The sequence below is a fragment of the Pseudomonas sp. TH07 genome (assembly GCF_016651285.1).
Lineage (GTDB): Bacteria > Pseudomonadota > Gammaproteobacteria > Pseudomonadales > Pseudomonadaceae > Aquipseudomonas.
This window is the reverse complement of the sequence record NZ_JAEKED010000001.1, coordinates 1,652,865-1,669,026: the sequence shown is the minus strand read 5'-3', so window position 1 is coordinate 1,669,026 and position 16,162 is coordinate 1,652,865. Positions and strand designations below refer to the sequence as shown.

The 16,162-nt window shown below is 62.0% G+C and carries 14 protein-coding genes; 3 read left to right on the top strand and 11 right to left on the bottom strand.

Annotated elements, in window-relative coordinates; all coding sequences use genetic code 11:
* Nucleotides 1–166 precede the first annotated feature (166 nt).
* The 3 genes from JFU57_RS07965 to JFU57_RS07955 form a co-directional block, all read right to left on the bottom strand.
* Nucleotides 167–631: an inhibitor of vertebrate lysozyme family protein gene (locus tag JFU57_RS07965; protein ID WP_078470258.1), complete on the bottom strand. Its 465-nt coding sequence runs from the start codon at nucleotides 629–631 to the stop codon at nucleotides 167–169.
* Between the two features lie 2 nt (nucleotides 632–633).
* Nucleotides 634–798, bottom strand: coding sequence for a DUF1328 domain-containing protein (locus JFU57_RS07960; protein WP_003170804.1), 165 nt, complete (start codon nucleotides 796–798; stop codon nucleotides 634–636).
* Nucleotides 799–879: 81 nt separating this feature from the next.
* Nucleotides 880–1,167: a hypothetical protein gene (locus JFU57_RS07955; RefSeq protein WP_078470259.1), complete on the bottom strand. Its 288-nt coding sequence runs from the start codon at nucleotides 1,165–1,167 to the stop codon at nucleotides 880–882.
* A gap of 428 nt (nucleotides 1,168–1,595) precedes the next feature.
* Between JFU57_RS07955 and algB the strand changes: the two genes are divergently transcribed.
* A complete protein-coding gene (algB, locus tag JFU57_RS07950; RefSeq protein ID WP_201128799.1) occupies nucleotides 1,596–2,942 on the top strand; it encodes a sigma-54-dependent response regulator transcription factor AlgB in 1,347 nt (448 codons plus the stop codon).
* A 10-nt stretch (nucleotides 2,943–2,952) separates the two neighbouring features.
* Nucleotides 2,953–4,740, top strand: coding sequence for an ATP-binding protein (locus JFU57_RS07945; RefSeq protein WP_201128797.1), 1,788 nt, complete (start codon nucleotides 2,953–2,955; stop codon nucleotides 4,738–4,740).
* A gap of 6 nt (nucleotides 4,741–4,746) precedes the next feature.
* On the opposite strand, the gene JFU57_RS07940 is transcribed toward JFU57_RS07945, so the two are convergent.
* The 7 genes from JFU57_RS07940 to JFU57_RS07910 all read right to left on the bottom strand — a co-directional run bounded on the left by JFU57_RS07940 (nucleotide 4,747) and on the right by JFU57_RS07910 (nucleotide 12,163).
* Nucleotides 4,747–6,366 carry an EAL domain-containing protein gene (locus JFU57_RS07940; RefSeq protein ID WP_078470262.1) on the bottom strand — a complete coding sequence of 540 codons (1,620 nt, stop codon included), beginning with the start codon at nucleotides 6,364–6,366 and terminating at the stop codon, nucleotides 4,747–4,749.
* A 76-nt stretch (nucleotides 6,367–6,442) separates the two neighbouring features.
* Entirely contained in the window at nucleotides 6,443–7,222 is a 780-nt protein-coding gene (locus JFU57_RS07935) for an N-acetylmuramoyl-L-alanine amidase (protein ID WP_201128789.1), read from the bottom strand.
* A gap of 105 nt (nucleotides 7,223–7,327) precedes the next feature.
* Nucleotides 7,328–9,505 carry a GGDEF domain-containing protein gene (locus JFU57_RS07930; protein WP_201128787.1) on the bottom strand — a complete coding sequence of 726 codons (2,178 nt, stop codon included), beginning with the start codon at nucleotides 9,503–9,505 and terminating at the stop codon, nucleotides 7,328–7,330.
* Nucleotides 9,502–10,380 (bottom strand): endonuclease/exonuclease/phosphatase family protein, encoded by an 879-nt coding sequence (locus tag JFU57_RS07925; RefSeq protein ID WP_078470265.1) that lies wholly within the window; start codon nucleotides 10,378–10,380, stop codon nucleotides 9,502–9,504. The genes JFU57_RS07930 and JFU57_RS07925 overlap by 4 nt, the downstream gene beginning before the upstream one ends.
* A gap of 12 nt (nucleotides 10,381–10,392) precedes the next feature.
* Entirely contained in the window at nucleotides 10,393–11,022 is a 630-nt protein-coding gene (locus JFU57_RS07920) for a thiol:disulfide interchange protein DsbA/DsbL (protein ID WP_078470266.1), read from the bottom strand.
* A 198-nt stretch (nucleotides 11,023–11,220) separates the two neighbouring features.
* Entirely contained in the window at nucleotides 11,221–11,826 is a 606-nt protein-coding gene (locus JFU57_RS07915; RefSeq protein ID WP_020295041.1) for a c-type cytochrome, read from the bottom strand.
* Nucleotides 11,827–11,872: 46 nt separating this feature from the next.
* Entirely contained in the window at nucleotides 11,873–12,163 is a 291-nt protein-coding gene (locus tag JFU57_RS07910; protein WP_078470267.1) for a c-type cytochrome, read from the bottom strand.
* 191 nt (nucleotides 12,164–12,354) lie between these two features.
* On the opposite strand from JFU57_RS07910, the gene yihA reads away from it, so the two are divergent.
* Nucleotides 12,355–12,996, top strand: coding sequence for a ribosome biogenesis GTP-binding protein YihA/YsxC (gene yihA, locus JFU57_RS07905; RefSeq protein ID WP_020295039.1), 642 nt, complete (start codon nucleotides 12,355–12,357; stop codon nucleotides 12,994–12,996).
* A gap of 326 nt (nucleotides 12,997–13,322) precedes the next feature.
* Here the strand turns inward: yihA and polA are convergent, their stop codons facing one another.
* On the bottom strand, nucleotides 13,323–16,121 hold the full coding sequence (polA, locus tag JFU57_RS07900; protein ID WP_201128779.1) for a DNA polymerase I: 2,799 nt from the start codon (nucleotides 16,119–16,121) through the stop codon (nucleotides 13,323–13,325).
* Nucleotides 16,122–16,162: the final 41 nt, after the last annotated feature.

The window sequence follows — 16,162 nt, the reverse complement described above, 5'->3', positions numbered from 1 at the left end:
CCTGACCCGGCCCTTGCGGAGGCACTCCCTGTACCCCTAGGTCACTCCGATCCTGAAACAATCAGAACGTCCCGGCCCCTTGGTCATGCCCAAGCCTTCCTCAGGCCGGGGCAAGAGTCAGAAGCGCCTGGGCCGGCGCCTCTGCCTGTCAGCAAAACCTCTGAACTCAGTACCAGTTCGGGTCTTTCTTGAGTTGCTCTTTCAACAGCGCCTGCATGCCTTCGTCCGGCTTGCCGAGGAAACGGTACTCGGCATGGCGGGTGGGCGACTTGTCTGCGGGCAGGCCCGCCGGCACTTCGACCAGCATGGCGTAGGCGTGTTTCTTGTCGAAGCTGACGGCGACGATCAAGCGCTTGTTCAGGCAGGTCTGCGCGGTTTCGCACAGCGGCCCGACCAGGTACTTGTCGCCGTCTTCTGCAACGGCGTTCATTTGCTGCGCATCACCCGAGAGGTTCATCACCCACTCCGGCAACCGCTCTTCCTTGTGCACAACCCCTTGCCAGGTCTCACGGTACTGCGGGTCCGAGCTGAGCAGCTCATTGACCCGCGCCTGGCCATCGTTGGCCGCCATTGCCAGGGTGCTGCCACCCAGCAACAGCGCGGCCGTCAATGTCTTGAACGAAAAGCTCATGGTCAGCCTCGGCCGCGACGGCCAAAGAAGAAGGAAGCGATAAACATCACCAGGAACACGACAAAGAGAATTTTGGCGATACCCGTGGCGGTGCCCGCGATACCACCGAAGCCCAGTACGGCAGCGACAATGGCGATGATCAGGAATGTGATTGCCCAGCTCAACATGGTGATTCTCCTTACTCTTCTATTGGGGATGCCGCTTGTGTTGCCAGCGCCGGTGCGCTGAATGCGCGCCGGGCCTTTTGCCTAGAACACCCAGCGCTGCTGAGCGGGCGCCTCGAGCGCAGGCTGAGCCTGGTCGACTGCCATCATCTGCATCGGCGCCGAGGCGGCAGATGCGCTGCCCGCCTGGCTGAAATGGGTCTGGGTGAATTGATGAGCCGGCACACGCAGCGCTTGCTGCTGCTGGGCGTGCTGCCACTGCTGAAACTGCTGGCCGCCAATCAGGGTCACCAGCAACGCGAGGCTGGCGAACAGACCCTGCTGCAAGTGCAGAGGCGAAATGCGCAATTGGGCAAGGCTTTGGCGGCTCATCCTGAAACTCCTCCCACACTGTGGTGATGTTATTAGCGGGGCCGTGCAAATCGCCCCTTGATAGTGACTACATTGCAGCCCCCATGCCAGCTTCGAAAATGATTAAATAACCAATAAAATCAATAGGTTATGAAATACAAAAACACCTTGAGCGCACGCATCCTGCACGATGGCCCCCGGCACGCCGTGCGAAATGCACGATTCGTCGGGTTCTGGGCGCCGCCAATCACCCCCGGGGAACTTTGCTGGCCCTAGGCCAGACTGAACAACACCCCGGCAAAACGGCGAAAAATCCGCCAATTCAGGTCATTAGCTATTAGCTCGGGAGATAACTAACCTGCATGTCCTGGAATGGATCAGAATTAACATTGCAACTTGCCCGATTTTTCCGGGACTAAATAAGACAGTTCATTTAAGGAGAGTGGGAAATGGCATCAACGCCGGAAAAACAAGGTCGTATCCTTCTGGTGGATGATGAGTCCGCGATCCTTCGCACCTTCCGCTACTGCCTGGAAGATGAGGGCTATACCGTCGCCACCGCCAACAGCGCGGCCCAGGCCGACGCCCTGTTGCAACGCCAGGTGTTCGACCTGTGCTTCCTCGACCTGCGCCTGGGGGAAGACAACGGCCTGGATGTACTGGCGCAAATGCGCACCCAGGCGCCGTGGATGCGCGTGGTGATCGTGACCGCGCATTCGGCAGTCGACACTGCGGTGGATGCGATCCAGGCCGGCGCCGCCGATTACCTGGTCAAGCCCTGCAGCCCCGACCAACTGCGCCTGGCCACCGCCAAGCAACTGGAAGTGCGCCAGCTCTCGGCGCGCCTGGAAGCCCTTGAAGGTGAAGTGCGCAAACCCAAGGACGGCCTGGACTCCCACAGCCCGGCGATGAAGGTGGTACTGGAAACCGCGCGCCAGGTGGCCAGCACCGATGCCAACATTTTGATCCTGGGCGAGTCCGGTACCGGTAAAGGCGAGCTGGCCCGGGCCATTCACGGCTGGAGCAAACGCGCGAAAAAGTCCTGCGTCACCATCAACTGCCCGTCCCTGACCGCCGAGTTGATGGAGAGCGAGCTCTTCGGCCACAGCCGCGGCGCCTTTACCGGGGCCAGCGAAAGCACCCTGGGCCGGGTCAACCAGGCCGATGGCGGCACCTTGTTTCTGGACGAGATCGGCGATTTCCCCCTGACCCTGCAACCCAAGCTGCTGCGCTTTATCCAGGACAAGGAATACGAGCGCGTGGGCGACCCGGTGACCCGCCGCGCCGACGTGCGGATCCTCGCCGCCACCAACCTCAACCTCGAGGACATGGTGCGTGACGGACGCTTCCGTGAAGACCTGCTGTACCGCCTGAACGTGATCACCCTGCACCTGCCGCCCCTGCGCGAGCGCAGTGAGGACATCCTGACCCTGGCCGATCGTTTCCTGGCGCGCTTCGTCAAGGAATACGCGCGCCCGGCCCGGGGCTTCAGCGACGAGGCGCGGGAAGCGCTGCTCAACTACCGCTGGCCCGGCAATATCCGCGAGCTGCGCAACGTGGTGGAGCGCGCGAGCATCATCTGCCCTCAGGAACGGGTGGAAATCAGCCACCTGGGCATGGCCGAACAACCCACCAACAACGCCCCGCGCATCGGCGCAGCGCTAAGCCTGGACGAGTTGGAAAAAGCCCACATCGGCGCAGTGCTGGCTACCAGCGACACCCTCGACCAGGCGGCCAAGACGCTCGGCATCGATGCTTCGACCCTGTATCGCAAACGTAAACAGTACAACCTGTGAGCTGTATTTCATGAAGTTAGCGATGAAACTGCGCACGCGGCTGTTCCTGAGCATTTCCGCGTTGATCACCGTGGCCCTGCTGGGGCTGCTGCTGGGACTGGTCAGCGTGATGCAGATGGCCAAGAACCAGGAATCGCTGATCCGCAGCAACTTCATCACCCTGGACCTGGGCCTCAAGCTGCGCCAGACCCTGGGTGATCAACTCATCATCATGCTCGGCGACAACCCCGACCTGACCGCCCTGGAAGCGTCCAAGCAGCACTACCTGGAACTGCTCGACCAGGGCATCGAGTATCAGCGCCAGGGCGATGCGAACGGCAACTTCCACCAGGCCCGCAGCGATTACCTGGGCTTTATGGAGGCCTACCAGAATGCCGAGCACGCAACCCTGGGGATCAAAGGCAATCAGCAACTGACCGACCGCTTCAATGCATTGCGCAGTGGTTTGATCAATGAACACAAGCAAGCCCTGGACAACATCAACCACATCGAGAGCAAGGCCCGTGATCGGGCGCTGCTGATCGCCGGCCTGCTGGGGCTGGTGGGCGTGGCGGTGCTGATCATCGGCTTTATCACCGCCCATGGCATTGCCCGGCGCTTCGGTGCACCGATCGAGGCCCTGGCCAAGGCGGCCGACAATATCGGACAGGGCAATTTCGAAGTGACCCTGCCGATCTCCTCCGCGGCGGAGATGAACCTGCTGACCCGCCGCTTCGGGATCATGGCCGAGGCCCTGCGCCAGCATCAGGCGACCAATATCGATGAACTGCTGGCCGGCCAGCAGCGCTTGCAGGCGGTACTCGACAGCATCGACGACGGCCTGCTGATGATCGACCGCCAAGGCCGCCTGGAGCACCTCAACCCGGTAGCGCAGCGCCAGCTGGGCTGGGATGAGGAACGCCTCGGCCAAGGCCTGGGCAGCGCCCTGGAACGCCCGGAGCTCGACGAACAACTGCAACTGGTGCTGCGCGGCGGCAACCTGGAGCGCGCGCCAGAGGACCTGGCCATTGAAGTGGACGGGGAATCGCGCCTGCTGACCTACAGCCTGACTCCGGTCAGCCATACCCAGGGGCATATTCTCGGGGCGGTGATGGTGCTGCACGACGTGACCGAACAACGGGCCTTCGAGCGGGTACGCAGCGAGTTCGTGCTGCGTGCCTCCCACGAATTGCGCACCCCGGTCACCGGCATGCACATGGCCTTCGGCCTGTTGCAGGAACGAGTGCATTTCGCCGAGGACTCCCGCGAGGCGGACCTGCTCAATACCGTCAACGAAGAAATGCAGCGCCTGATGCAACTGATCAACGACCTGCTGAATTTCTCCCGTTATCAGAACGGCCTGCAAAAACTCACCCTGGCGCCCTGCACCATCGAGAACCTGCTGGAACAGGCGCAACAGCGCTTCGCCGGCGAGGCCCGGGACAAGGACATCGAGCTGCTGGTGGAGATCCAGGCACCGCTGCCGCGCCTGAACGCCGACCAGCAACAGCTGGAGCGGGTGCTGGACAACCTGATCGACAATGCCTTGCGGCACACTGGCCCTGGCGGGCAGATCCGCCTGCAGGCCAGGCGCCATGGCGAACGGGTGATCATCAGCGTCGAAGACAATGGCGAAGGCATTGCCTATGGGCAGCAAGGGCGGATTTTCGAGCCCTTCGTCCAGGTCGGCCGCAAGAAAGGCGGCGCCGGCCTGGGCCTGGCGCTGTGCAAGGAGATCGTCCAACTGCACGGCGGGCGCATGGGCGTCTACTCAAGGCCGGGGCAGGGCACCCAGTTCTATCTGGCGTTGCCGCTCTAGCAGGCTTCAGGCTTCGTCGTCGATACGCCTTGGCGCCAGGCGCCGGCCGCGGGTGACCAATTCGATAAACTGCATCGCCGTCAGGGCGTGGGCGAACAGCCAGCCCTGGCCGTAGCTCACCCCCTCGCTGCTCAGCAGCAACGCCTGATCTTCATACTCGATGCCCTCGGCAATCACCTTGAGTTGCAGGGCATGGGCCATGCGAATGATATGCGGGGCCACGCCACTGCTGGCGGCGTCGTGGCCCAGGGCGTCGATAAACGCCTTGTCGATCTTCAGGCAGTCCACCGGCAGGGTCTGCAAGTACGCCAGGCTGCAATAACCGGTGCCGAAATCGTCGATCAACACCTGATGCCCGACATCGCGCAGTGCCTGCAAGTTGTCGCGGGCCACCACCACATCGATCAGCCCACGCTCGGTCACCTCGAACGCAATCTGCCGCGCCGCCACGTGATGCAAGGCCAGCAGCCGGGCCATTACCTGGCCAATGCGCGGCACCATCACATCGCAGGCCGCCAGGTTGACGGAGATGTACAGCTGCGGATTGGCCCGCAGCAGGTGCCCCAACTGCTCCAACAGGCGCTGCAGGACAAAGTCGGTGATCTGGCGGATCTGCCCGGTGTTTTCCGCCAGGGGGATGAACAGGTCGGGGCTGGTCAGGGTGCCATCCGGGCGGCGCCAGCGCAGCAGGGCTTCGGCACCGACGCAGCGGCGGGTATTGAGGTCGAAGATTGGCTGGTACAGCACCTGCAATTCATCGCGGCGCAGGGCTCCGTGCAACTCCCCACCCAACGATTGGCTCTGGCGCGCCAGTTGATAGACCAGGCCGCCGATAAAGGTCGATAACAGCAGGCTGATGGGCAGCAGCCACCACCAGTCCTCCAGCATCTCGGCCTGCATGCTCGCGCGCGGGGTGACCAGCACCAACTGATACTCGGGCGTGCGGGTGGGCATGCGATAGATCAGACGGGTAGGGGTCACCTGCAGGGCATCGTGATTGCCCGGCGGCACCGGTTCGGCCACCGGCCATGGCAGGGCCTGGCCAAGCACCGGGATGGCGCGGGTGCCATGGTCCACTACCACCATCAAGCTGCTGTTGGCCGGCAGGTCCACGACATCGGTCAGATGCCCGCGGGAGGTGGCGACTCGGAAGTTGCCACGCCCCAGCATCAGCGCCGCCAGGTTTTCGTTGGGTTGGGTCGAGGTGTTGAGCCAGTAGCTGTAGGTCGGGCCCCTGATATCCGGGGCACGGATCGCCGCCAGGCTGTCCTGGCGCGGCCAATTGGAGCAGGCCTGGGTGGCATCGATGTAGGCCGCCTCATAAATGAAGCGGTAGTTGAAGCTCACCTGCTGCAGCGCGGCGACCATATCGCCGCTGCATTCACGCAGGGGCTGCGCCTCCAGCACATCCAGGCCTTCGCGCAACTGGCCAAACAGTTGCTCCAGACGCTCCAGGAAGCGCTCGCCCTGGGCATTCATCTGCTCGCTTTCGCGCTGCTCGACCTGATGCATGGCCACCCCGGCGCTTCCGAGCAGCAGCAACCCCGCGCTCAACCCAGCCGCCAGCACCGCCAATAACCACGGGCGATGGAACCAGGTGCGCAAGAGCTCGCGAGCAGCGGGCATGATTGGATATCCGAAGGATTACCAATGAGTTATAGCAACTGATTGAGAAAACGCCCGGACCGTCTGGCGGGCGTCATTATTTTGTCTGGTTGAGTACCTGCAGGATTGCCGCGCTTTCGGCATCGGCGATGCCATCAAAGCGGCCCGGGCGGAAATGCATCTGGAATGCCGTCAATACATGCCGGGTCGCCACGTCGAACTCGCCGGTCTGGGGGGTGGTGTAGCCCAGGCGAGCCAATTCCTGCTGGAACCAGGTCGCGCTGGGCAACGCCTGGGCAAACACCGCCTGCTGTCGCGCGACCGACTGGGCATTGGGCCATTGGCCGAGGCCGGCATCCGCCAGGCGCTTCCAGGGGAACAGCGGGCCCGGGTCGAGCTTGCGCAGGGGCGCGATGTCACTGTGCCCAATGATATGGCGGGGCGAAATGTTGTTGCGCTTGCTGATGTCTTTGAGCAGCACGATCAGGTTCTGGATCTGCGCTTCGCTGTAGGGGTACCAGACGCGGCCGGTGGGAGTATCGCGAAAGCCCGGGTTGACGATTTCAATGCCGATGGAGCTGGAGTTGAGCCAGGTACGGCCTTGCCACTCGCTTTCTCCGGCGTGCCAGGCGCGGTAATTCTCGTCCACCAGCTTGAAGATGGTGCCCGCCTTGTCGTCGCCGATCAGGTAATGGCTACTGACCTGGCCATGGGTCAGCAGTGCCAGCGAACGTTCCAGGGAGGCTGAGGTGTAATGCACGACAATGAACTGCGCGCGATTGTCGAAGTTGACCGAAGGGTGGCTGGTGTCGATTCGTGGACCACTGGCGCAACCGGCCAGCAGTAAAAACGAGAGGGCAAACACAAGAGATTTCATGGCAGAGAGCAGTACGCGGCAGACAATAATGCAACAGTGTAACGTACTGCTCCGGGCCGGGCCGGCGAAAGCCGGCGTTTTACACAAAAATAGGACAAATCCGGTTTAACCGATCTCCACCCGGTTGCGTCCGGCATCTTTCGCCCGATACAGCGCCTGATCGGCTCTTTTCAACACCTGCTCGCTGCGTTCGCCGCTTTTGAACGCACTCATGCCGATGGACACGGTAATGGTCACGCGCTCGCCCTTGAAGTGGAACGGGCAGGCTTCGATGGCGGCGCGCAGAGCTTCCACCAGCCGCGCACCGACCGCGACGGTGGTATCGGGCATCATCAGGACAAACTCTTCACCGCCGAAGCGGGCGATGAAATCACTGCCACGCAGGCGCTTGCGCAGCACGGTAGCAATGATTTTCAGCACTTTGTCACCGGCCAGATGGCCGTAGTTGTCGTTGATGCGCTTGAAGTGATCAAGGTCGAGCATTGCCAGCAACAGGGTGTTGCCATGCTGCTGCCATTGGGCGATTTCATGCTCCAGCCGCTCGCTCCAGGCCGCGCGGTTAGGCAGGCCGGTCAAAGGATCGATCAGCGCCTTCTGCCGCTGTTCTTCCAAGTGCTCGCGATAGCCCTGGGCTTCCTGCTCCATGCTTGAGACGCGCTCGGCCAGGCTTTGCAGGCGCGCGGCCACTTCCTTCTCGCGTTCGTCCCGTTGCTTCTGGTGATGGTCCATGGTCCCCAGCAGCCCCTCGAGGTGGCTTTCCAGCACCTGCTTGAGGTCTTCCAGATCGGCTGCTTCCTGAACGCTGCTCTGCAAGCCGTCGACCTGCTCGCGGATCTGCGTATCCATGGCCCGCGCTGCGGAGTGGCTGTCGGCATGCCCATCGCTGGCGGCCTGCAGGTTGCTCTGGAACGATTCCAGGCGCTCGTTCAACTGCTTGAGGTACACCTCGAACTCATGCTGACCGCTGTCGGTGATCGCCAGCATCAACACCGCCAGATCGTCGAGGATCGGCAGCAATTCATACCAGTTGAGCCCATGTTGCAGGCGATCACGCATGGCTTCGGCCTGGGGCCGATGGCGCTCGGGCAGGCTCAGGTCGTCCAGCAGGCCAAGCAGCGTGTGTTCGATGTGCTTGGCCACCGAGCTGTAGGACGGCTCGGGGGAATCAGGCAAGGCGTAGAGCACGTCCTCTTCGGGCTGCTCGGGGTCGGTCGCGGCCAGGGCTTCGGCCATCACGGCCGGCAGGGGCAGGCTGTCGATCAGCGGTACGCTCGGCACGCTGTCTTCGAGCATCACGGTCGGGGTCAATTCGTCCGGGTTGTCGAGCTCAGGGCTGGGCACCTCTGCGGCTTCAGGCGCCACAGCGCTCGGCGCTGGCGCTTCAACCACAGGCTCGACGGGCAACTCGGCTGCGGCTGCGGCAGGCTCGCCAGGGGAGGCCAGCACCGGCGGCACGAACGCCACGACCTGCGCGGCGGACGGCAACTGCGACGGTTCCGGCTCTTCCGGGGTCTTGGTGACGTCGGGCTCCAGGGCCGCAACGGGCAGAGCGATTTCAGCGGCGGCGGCCGGTGCCACTGTCGGAGCTGGCGCCGGCTCAGGGGCTGCAGGCACCTCGACAGCAGCCGGCAACGCCTGGCGCGAGGCTTCAGCCGCTGGCGCAGGCGACGCGCGCTCGACCTCGCTGACCACCGGACCCGCTTCGGGTGCCGCCAGTGCCGGGCTTTGCGGCGCGGGCTCTGTGCCCTCTGACTGGGCATCGCGATGGCCAAACAGGCGTTGCAACAGGCCCGGACGCTCCGGCTCGGCCGGCGCATCCAACTGGCTCAGTGCCTTGCCCTGCAAATTGCTCAGCTCGCTGAGCAGCAATGGAATTTCCCGTGCCTGCCCAACCCGACCATCCAATTGCTTGGCGAACGCCTTCAGCGGTCGGCGAACCTCTCGGGGCAACGGCAGAGTCTGGAGTTGAGCGACCAAAGCCGTCAGCGCGCTGCTCATCTGCTCGACGCGGGTCTCGCGCCGCTGCTCGGAGTCGAGCACGGCTTTTTCCAAGCGCGGCAACAGGGCGGCCAGGGCCGCGTCCATATCGTCGCTGCGCACCACGTCGCGCATTTCCTTCATGCACTGATCGACCGCGCGATCCGTACCCTCCGCCGCCAGGGTGCTGCGCACCAGCCCACGACGTAGCAAGTCGAGGCGGGCATCCCAGCGTCGCTCGAGCTTTTCCTGTTGTTCAATGCTTTTGAGGTACTTCTCTTTCCAGCGCTGTGCGTCGTCGCTCATTCATGGGATCCGCGAGGGGCAGGACTCAACGCGGGCAATGCATCAGCCGTGAGCGAACCCGGCAGACGAATCTCTACCGCGACCGGCAGGTGATCGGAAATCGGTTGGGCCAGGACCTCGACACGCTCCAGAGTGAGGCTGGGGCTGAGCAGAATATGGTCAAGGCAGCGTTGCGGGCGCCAGCTGGGAAAGGTCGCTTGCAGTTGCGGGGCCAGCAGGCCCAGGTCGCGCAGCGGAGAACTTTCCAACAGATCGCTGGCGTGGGTATTCATGTCGCCCATCAGCACCTGATGGCGATAGCCGCCGATCAACTCGCGGATATAGGCCAATTGCCGGGTACGGGCACGAGCCCCCAGAGCCAGGTGCATCATCACCACCACCAACGCCTCGGGACCCTCGCCAAAACGCACGAGAATCGCGCCGCGCCCCTTGGGCCCGGGCAACGGGTGGTCTTCAATCGCCCAGGGTTTCAAGCGGCTGAGCACACCATTGCTGTGCTGACCGAGACGCCCCAGGTTGCGGTTGAGCTGTTGATACCAGTAAGGGAACGCGCCCAGCTGAGCCAGGTGTTCGACCTGGTTGACATAGCCGGATCGCAGGCTGCCGCCATCGGCTTCCTGCAGCGCCACCAGGTCGAAGTCGCCCAGCAGGTTACCGATCTTTTGCAGATTGTCGGCACGCCCGGTGTGCGGCAGCAGGTGCTGCCAGCCACGGGTCAGGTAATGCCGGTAACGTTCGGTGCTGATACCGACCTGGATATTGAAACTGAGTAAACGCAGGCGACTGTCGGCCGGCAGGCCGGTCGCTGCCAGATGGTCTTCGTTGACCTGCGGGTCGTGCAGGCCAACGATGCGTTCAGTGCCCCAGCGCGCCATGGCAGGCGCCGCTTACTTGGCCGCTCGCTCTTTGGCGATCAGCTGGTCAGCGACGTTCAAGGCACCTTCTGGACCTTCGGCGCTGCCCAGGTCAAAGCGATACTTGCCGTTGACGACCATGGTCGGTACGCCGGAGATCTGGTAGGCCTGGGCCTTCTTCTTGGCGTCTTCAACCTTGCCTTTGACGGCGAACGAGTTGTAGGTGCTCAGGAACTTGTCCTTGTCGACACCTTCGCCGGCCAGGAACTCGGCCATTTCGTCAGGGGTAGCCAGTTTCTTGCCGCTATGGATGGCTTCGAACACGGCTTTATGGACGCTGTGCTCGACACCCATGGCTTCCAGGGTGATGAACAGCTGGCCGTGGACGTTCCAGATACCGCCGAACATGGCGGGAATGCGTACGAAATTGACATCGGCCGGCAGCTTCTCAACCCATGGGTTGATGGTCGGCTCGAAGGCGTAGCAGTGTGGGCAGCCGTACCAGAACAGCTCGACCACTTCGATCTTTCCAGGCACCGCAACCGGAACCGCGTTGCTCAGCTCGACATATTGTTTACCGGCAACAATCGGCTCGGCGGCTTGAGCGGTCACGCCAAACAGGCTGGCGGTGACGAGAGCGGCGCTCAGAATCAGATTACGCATGCTTTACTCCTGAACAAATAAGGGCGCCTCGCGCGACCTGAGTTCAGACAGGCCATGGCGGGCTTGAGTTCGCTAGTGTAGCGGCAGACGCCATAAAAAAGGGCGGCCTGAGCCACCCTTTATCTTTGCACCGACAGATTAATCGATCATTAACGCTGCCAACGGCAACCGCCCGGGCATCGTTCGATCGCGCCGGCCTTAGTGCAGGCCTTGAATGTAGCTGGACACCGCTTCGATGTCTTTGTTGCTGAGCTTGGCCGCAATGCTGCGCATGACCATGGTGTCGCCGTCGTTGGTGCGATTGCCTTCACGGAAGTCGGTCAGCTGCTTGGTCACGTATTGAGCGTGCTGGCCACCCAGGTGTGGGAAGCCGGCAGCTGCGTTGCCCGTGCCGTTTGGCGAGTGGCAACCGGTGCAGGCTGGCATGCCCTGGTCCAGCTTGCCGCCGCGGAACAGTTCTTCGCCGCGAGCCACGACCTTGGGATCTGCCGCACCGACGCTGCCTTTCTGGCTCGCGAAGTAGGCGGCGATGTCAGCCAGGTCCTGATCACTCAGGTTGGTCAGCAGGCCAGTCATTTCCAGCACCTGACGCTTTCCGGACTTGATGTCGTGCAACTGCTTGTTCAGGTAACGCTCACCCTGACCCGCCAGTTTTGGAAAGTTAGGCGCCATGCTGTTCCCATCCGGACCATGGCAAGCACCACATACAGCGGCTTTTGCCTGGCCTGCAGCAGCGTCGCCCGCAGCATGGGCCACGCCCGTGATGCCCAAGGTCAACAGCAGACTCACGATCAATTTGTTCATCAGCTAATCCAACTACGGCTAAGGGTTAAAGAGTTATGGACCGGGATCACTCGCTCATCCAAAGGATGATGACTCGGTAATCCTCGGCACTGCATTCCATGCACAAACCACGCGGCGGCATCGCCTTGAAACCCTGGGTCACGTGTTGCACCAGCGTCTCCATACCTTGCGCCAACCTCGGCGCCCAAGCTGCCTTGTCACCCTTTTGGGGAGCGTTTGGCAGCTGTCCGGCATGGCAGGCACCACAAGCACGGTTGTACATGGCTTCCGGATCCTGTGTAGCCTGAGCGCTGTAAAGCGGCATCAAGACACCGGCAGCTAGCAGCCACTTCGTCATAAAACGACCTTTTCAGGGTTTGAGAGCGTTCTGCGTTCTAATGCGCAATCAAGGCCTATCGCTCTCGTGAACTTCATCCTACGCCGGGACAAAGCACACACAAAATCTGCGACATTATATACTGGCGCTACTGAAACGGAAATGAACTGCTTGCCGCACCCATTCTCGGCACCGCCCCTATCGGAAATCCCATGCAACTGAAAAACCCCATTCTCGGCCTGTGCCAACAGTCCACCTTCATGCTCAGCGCCGCCAAAGTCGATCAATGCCCCGACGACGAAGGCTTTGAAGTGGCCTTTGCCGGGCGTTCCAACGCCGGCAAATCCAGCGCCCTGAACACCCTGACCCACGCCAGCCTGGCGCGCACCTCGAAAACCCCGGGGCGCACACAGCTGTTGAACTTCTTCAAGCTAGACGATGAACGCCGTCTGGTCGACCTGCCGGGCTACGGTTATGCCAAGGTGCCGATCCCGCTCAAGCTGCACTGGCAGCGCCACCTGGAAGCCTACCTGGGCAGCCGCGAGAGCTTGAAGGGCTTGATTCTGATGATGGACATCCGTCATCCAATGACCGACTTCGACCTGCTGATGCTCGACTGGACCATGGCCAGCGGCATGCCGATGCACATTCTGCTGACCAAGGCCGACAAGCTGACCTACGGCGCAGCCAAGAACACCCTGCTCAAGGTCCAGGCCGATATCCGCAAAGGCTGGGGCGACAGCATCAGCATCCAACTCTTCTCGGCGCCCAAGCGCATGGGCCTGGAAGAGGCCTACACCGTACTGGCGGACTGGATGGAACTGGCCGACAAAGGCGCTGAAGTCGAGGCCTGAAAGGCCGGTGGGGGCTGCCTGTGAGGTAGACGGGCAGTTTCCTGCAGGCAAAAAAAACCCCGGACTTCGTATGGGGAGGGGGAAGTTCGGGGTCTAAGGTCCGGACCGTTAGGGCGGGGTCCAGATATCTGCCAACACTTAACACAACATAGGAGCATTGAAGGGCTTCACCAGCCATTCAGTAACTCTGAGTAGCGTTTCACTGAAATAGTTCCGGGAAGGCCAAAAAACTCTTGGCGATAACCGATGAAATTTTCGGCACTAATAGCCCTTCGCCAGCCTTCGCCGCGACACTATGCCGCGGCAAAGCCCTCGAAAAACACCCCTTAGTGGGCCTCATCCCAGTTGTTTCCCACCCCTACTTCAACCAGAAGCGGCACATCCAGGACCGCGGCACCGCTCATGTGCACCCGGATTTCCTGGCTGACCTGTTCCACCAGGTCCTCGCGCACTTCCAGCACCAGTTCATCGTGTACCTGCAGGATCACCCGGGCATCCAGCCCCGAGTCGGCAAGCCAATTGTCCACCGCCACCATGGCTTTCTTGATGATGTCCGCCGCCGTGCCCTGCATCGGCGCGTTGATTGCGGTGCGCTCGGCAGCAGCACGCTCCTGAGGCTTGTTGGAGTTGATCTCCGGCAGATACAGGCGGCGACCGAAGAAGGTTTCGACGTAGCCTTGATCCGCAGCCTGGGCGCGGGTGCGGTCCATGTATTCGCGCACCCCGGGATAACGGGCGAAGTAGGTATCGATATAAGCCTTGGCCTGCTTGGTATCGACGCCGATGTCCTTGCCGAGCTTCTGCGCGCCCATGCCGTAGATCAGGCCGAAGTTGATGGCCTTGGCGCTGCGCCGCTGATCCGAAGACACATCCGTCAGCTCAACCCGGAACACTTCGGCAGCCGTGGCCGTGTGCACATCGAGGTTGTTGCGGAAGGCGTTGAGCAACCCTTCGTCCTTGGACAGGTGAGCCATGATCCGCAGTTCGATCTGCGAATAGTCCGCCGCCAGCAGTTTGTAGCCGGCCGGGGCGACGAAGGCCTGGCGGATTCGTCGACCCTCGGCCGTACGCACCGGGATGTTCTGCAGGTTCGGATCGCTGGACGACAAACGGCCGGTAGACGCCACCGCCTGGTGATAAGACGTGTGAATCCGCCCGGTACGCGGGTTGATCTGCTCCGGCAGGCGGTCGGTGTAGGTGCTTTTCAGCTTGCTCATGGAACGGTACTGGGTCAGCACCTTGGGCAGCGGGTAGTCATCTTCGGCCAGTTTGGCCAGCACCTCTTCGGCGGTCGAAGGCTGGCCCTTGGCGGTCTTCTTCAGCACCGGCAGACCCAGTTTTTCGTAGAGGATCGCGCCCAACTGTTTGGGCGAACCCAGGTTGAACTCTTCACCAGCAATCTCGAAGGCTTCACGCTCCAGCGCGATCATCTTCTCGCCCAGCTCGATGCTCTGCACACCCAGCAGGGCGGCATCGACCAAAGCGCCCTGGCGCTCTATGCGGGCCAGGACCGGCACCAGCGGCATTTCGATATCGGTCAAGACACTGGCCAGACTCGGGATCGCGGCCAGCTTCTGATGCAGGGCCTGGTGCAGGCGCAGGGTCACATCGGCGTCTTCGGCGGCGTAAGGGCCGGCCTGTTCGAGGGCGATCTGATCGAAGGTCAGTTGCTTGGCGCCTTTGCCGGCGATGTCCTGGAAGCTCACGGTGCTGTGGTCCAGGTACTTCTGGGCCAGGCTGTCCATGTCGTGCCGGGTGGCGGTGGAATTGAGCACGTAGGACTCAAGCATGGTGTCGAAGGCGACGCCGCGCACCGTGATGCCGTTGGCCTGATCGCCGCCGATGGCGCAATTGGCCAGGATGTTCATGTCGAACTTGGCATGTTGGCCGACCTTGAGTTTGGCCGGATCTTCCAGAATCGGCTTCAAGGCCAGCAGCACGCGGTCGCGATCCAACTGCTCAGGCACGCCAATGTAGGTATGGGTCAACGGAATGTAGGCCGCTTCATTGGCTTTCACCGCGAACGACAACCCCACCAGCTGCGCTTGCTGCGCGTCGATACCGGTGGTTTCGGTATCAAAGGCGATCAGCTCGGCATTGCGCAGTTTCTCCAGCCAGACATCGAATCGAGCCTGGTCGAGGATGGTTTCGTACTGCGCCTCGACGGTAACCGCAGCTTCGACTTCGGCAACCGGCGCATCGGTCAGCAGGTCCGTCTGGCCTGCGGCGCTGAGCTCGGTGCGCTTGGCATCGCGTTGCAGCTCATCAAGCCAGCTCTTGAATTCCAGCAGGCTGTAGAGCTCGGCCAGTTTTTCGCGGTCCGGCTCACCCAGGTGCAGGTCGTCCAGGCCGATATCCAGCGGCACGTCGATCTTGATAGTCGCCAGCTGGTAGGACAGGAACGCCATTTCCTTGTGCTCTTCGAGCTTGGCCGGCAGGGTCTTGGCCCCCCGAATCGGCAGAGTCGGCACAATATCCAACTGCTCGTAGAGCTCTTTGAGCCCGCCATTGACCCCCACCAACAGCCCCGAAGCGGTCTTGGGGCCGATACCCGGAACGCCCGGAATGTTGTCGGAAGAGTCGCCCATCAGCGCCAGGTAATCGATGATCTGCTCGGGAGCGACACCGAATTTCTCCTTCACGCCCTCCACGTCCATGCTGCTACCGGTCATGGTGTTGACCAGAGTAATGTGCCCGTCCACCAGCTGTGCCATGTCTTTGTCGCCAGTGGAGATCACCACCGGGCGGTCGGCTGCCGCGCTGCTGCGGGCCAGGGTGCCGATCACATCGTCGGCCTCGACCCCTTCGACGCACAACAGCGGGAACCCCAGGGCAATCACGCTGGCATGCAAGGGCTCGATCTGCACCCGCATGTCGTCGGGCATGCTTGGGCGGTTGGCCTTGTACTCGGCGTACATGTCATCGCGAAATGTCCCACCCTTGGCGTCGAACACCACCGCGAACGGGCTGTTTGGGTACTGCTTGCGCAGACTTTTGAGCATGTTCAACACGCCCTTGACCGCGCCAGTCGGCAGGCCTTTGGACGTAGTCAGCGGGGGCAGGGCGTGGAACGCGCGGTACAGGTAAGACGAACCGTCCACCAGGACGAGGGGGGCTTGGCTCATGAGCAGGATCAACCTTTTCGGCGGGTCCGGCGCTAGAATAG

What these genes read in the sequence shown, in the direction of transcription:
- JFU57_RS07965 (WP_078470258.1), bottom strand. Translation starts at nt 631, where the DNA reads ATGAGCTTTTCGTTCAAGACATTGACGGCCGCGCTGTTGCTGGGTGGC.
- JFU57_RS07960 (WP_003170804.1), bottom strand. Translation starts at nt 798, where the DNA reads ATGTTGAGCTGGGCAATCACATTCCTGATCATCGCCATTGTCGCTGCC.
- JFU57_RS07955 (WP_078470259.1), bottom strand. Translation starts at nt 1,167, where the DNA reads ATGAGCCGCCAAAGCCTTGCCCAATTGCGCATTTCGCCTCTGCACTTG.
- algB (WP_201128799.1), top strand. Translation starts at nt 1,596, where the DNA reads ATGGCATCAACGCCGGAAAAACAAGGTCGTATCCTTCTGGTGGATGAT.
- JFU57_RS07945 (WP_201128797.1), top strand. Translation starts at nt 2,953, where the DNA reads ATGAAGTTAGCGATGAAACTGCGCACGCGGCTGTTCCTGAGCATTTCC.
- JFU57_RS07940 (WP_078470262.1), bottom strand. Translation starts at nt 6,366, where the DNA reads ATGCCCGCTGCTCGCGAGCTCTTGCGCACCTGGTTCCATCGCCCGTGG.
- JFU57_RS07935 (WP_201128789.1), bottom strand. Translation starts at nt 7,222, where the DNA reads ATGAAATCTCTTGTGTTTGCCCTCTCGTTTTTACTGCTGGCCGGTTGC.
- JFU57_RS07930 (WP_201128787.1), bottom strand. Translation starts at nt 9,505, where the DNA reads ATGAGCGACGACGCACAGCGCTGGAAAGAGAAGTACCTCAAAAGCATT.
- JFU57_RS07925 (WP_078470265.1), bottom strand. Translation starts at nt 10,380, where the DNA reads ATGGCGCGCTGGGGCACTGAACGCATCGTTGGCCTGCACGACCCGCAG.
- JFU57_RS07920 (WP_078470266.1), bottom strand. Translation starts at nt 11,022, where the DNA reads ATGCGTAATCTGATTCTGAGCGCCGCTCTCGTCACCGCCAGCCTGTTT.
- JFU57_RS07915 (WP_020295041.1), bottom strand. Translation starts at nt 11,826, where the DNA reads ATGAACAAATTGATCGTGAGTCTGCTGTTGACCTTGGGCATCACGGGC.
- JFU57_RS07910 (WP_078470267.1), bottom strand. Translation starts at nt 12,163, where the DNA reads ATGACGAAGTGGCTGCTAGCTGCCGGTGTCTTGATGCCGCTTTACAGC.
- yihA (WP_020295039.1), top strand. Translation starts at nt 12,355, where the DNA reads ATGCAACTGAAAAACCCCATTCTCGGCCTGTGCCAACAGTCCACCTTC.
- polA (WP_201128779.1), bottom strand. Translation starts at nt 16,121, where the DNA reads ATGAGCCAAGCCCCCCTCGTCCTGGTGGACGGTTCGTCTTACCTGTAC.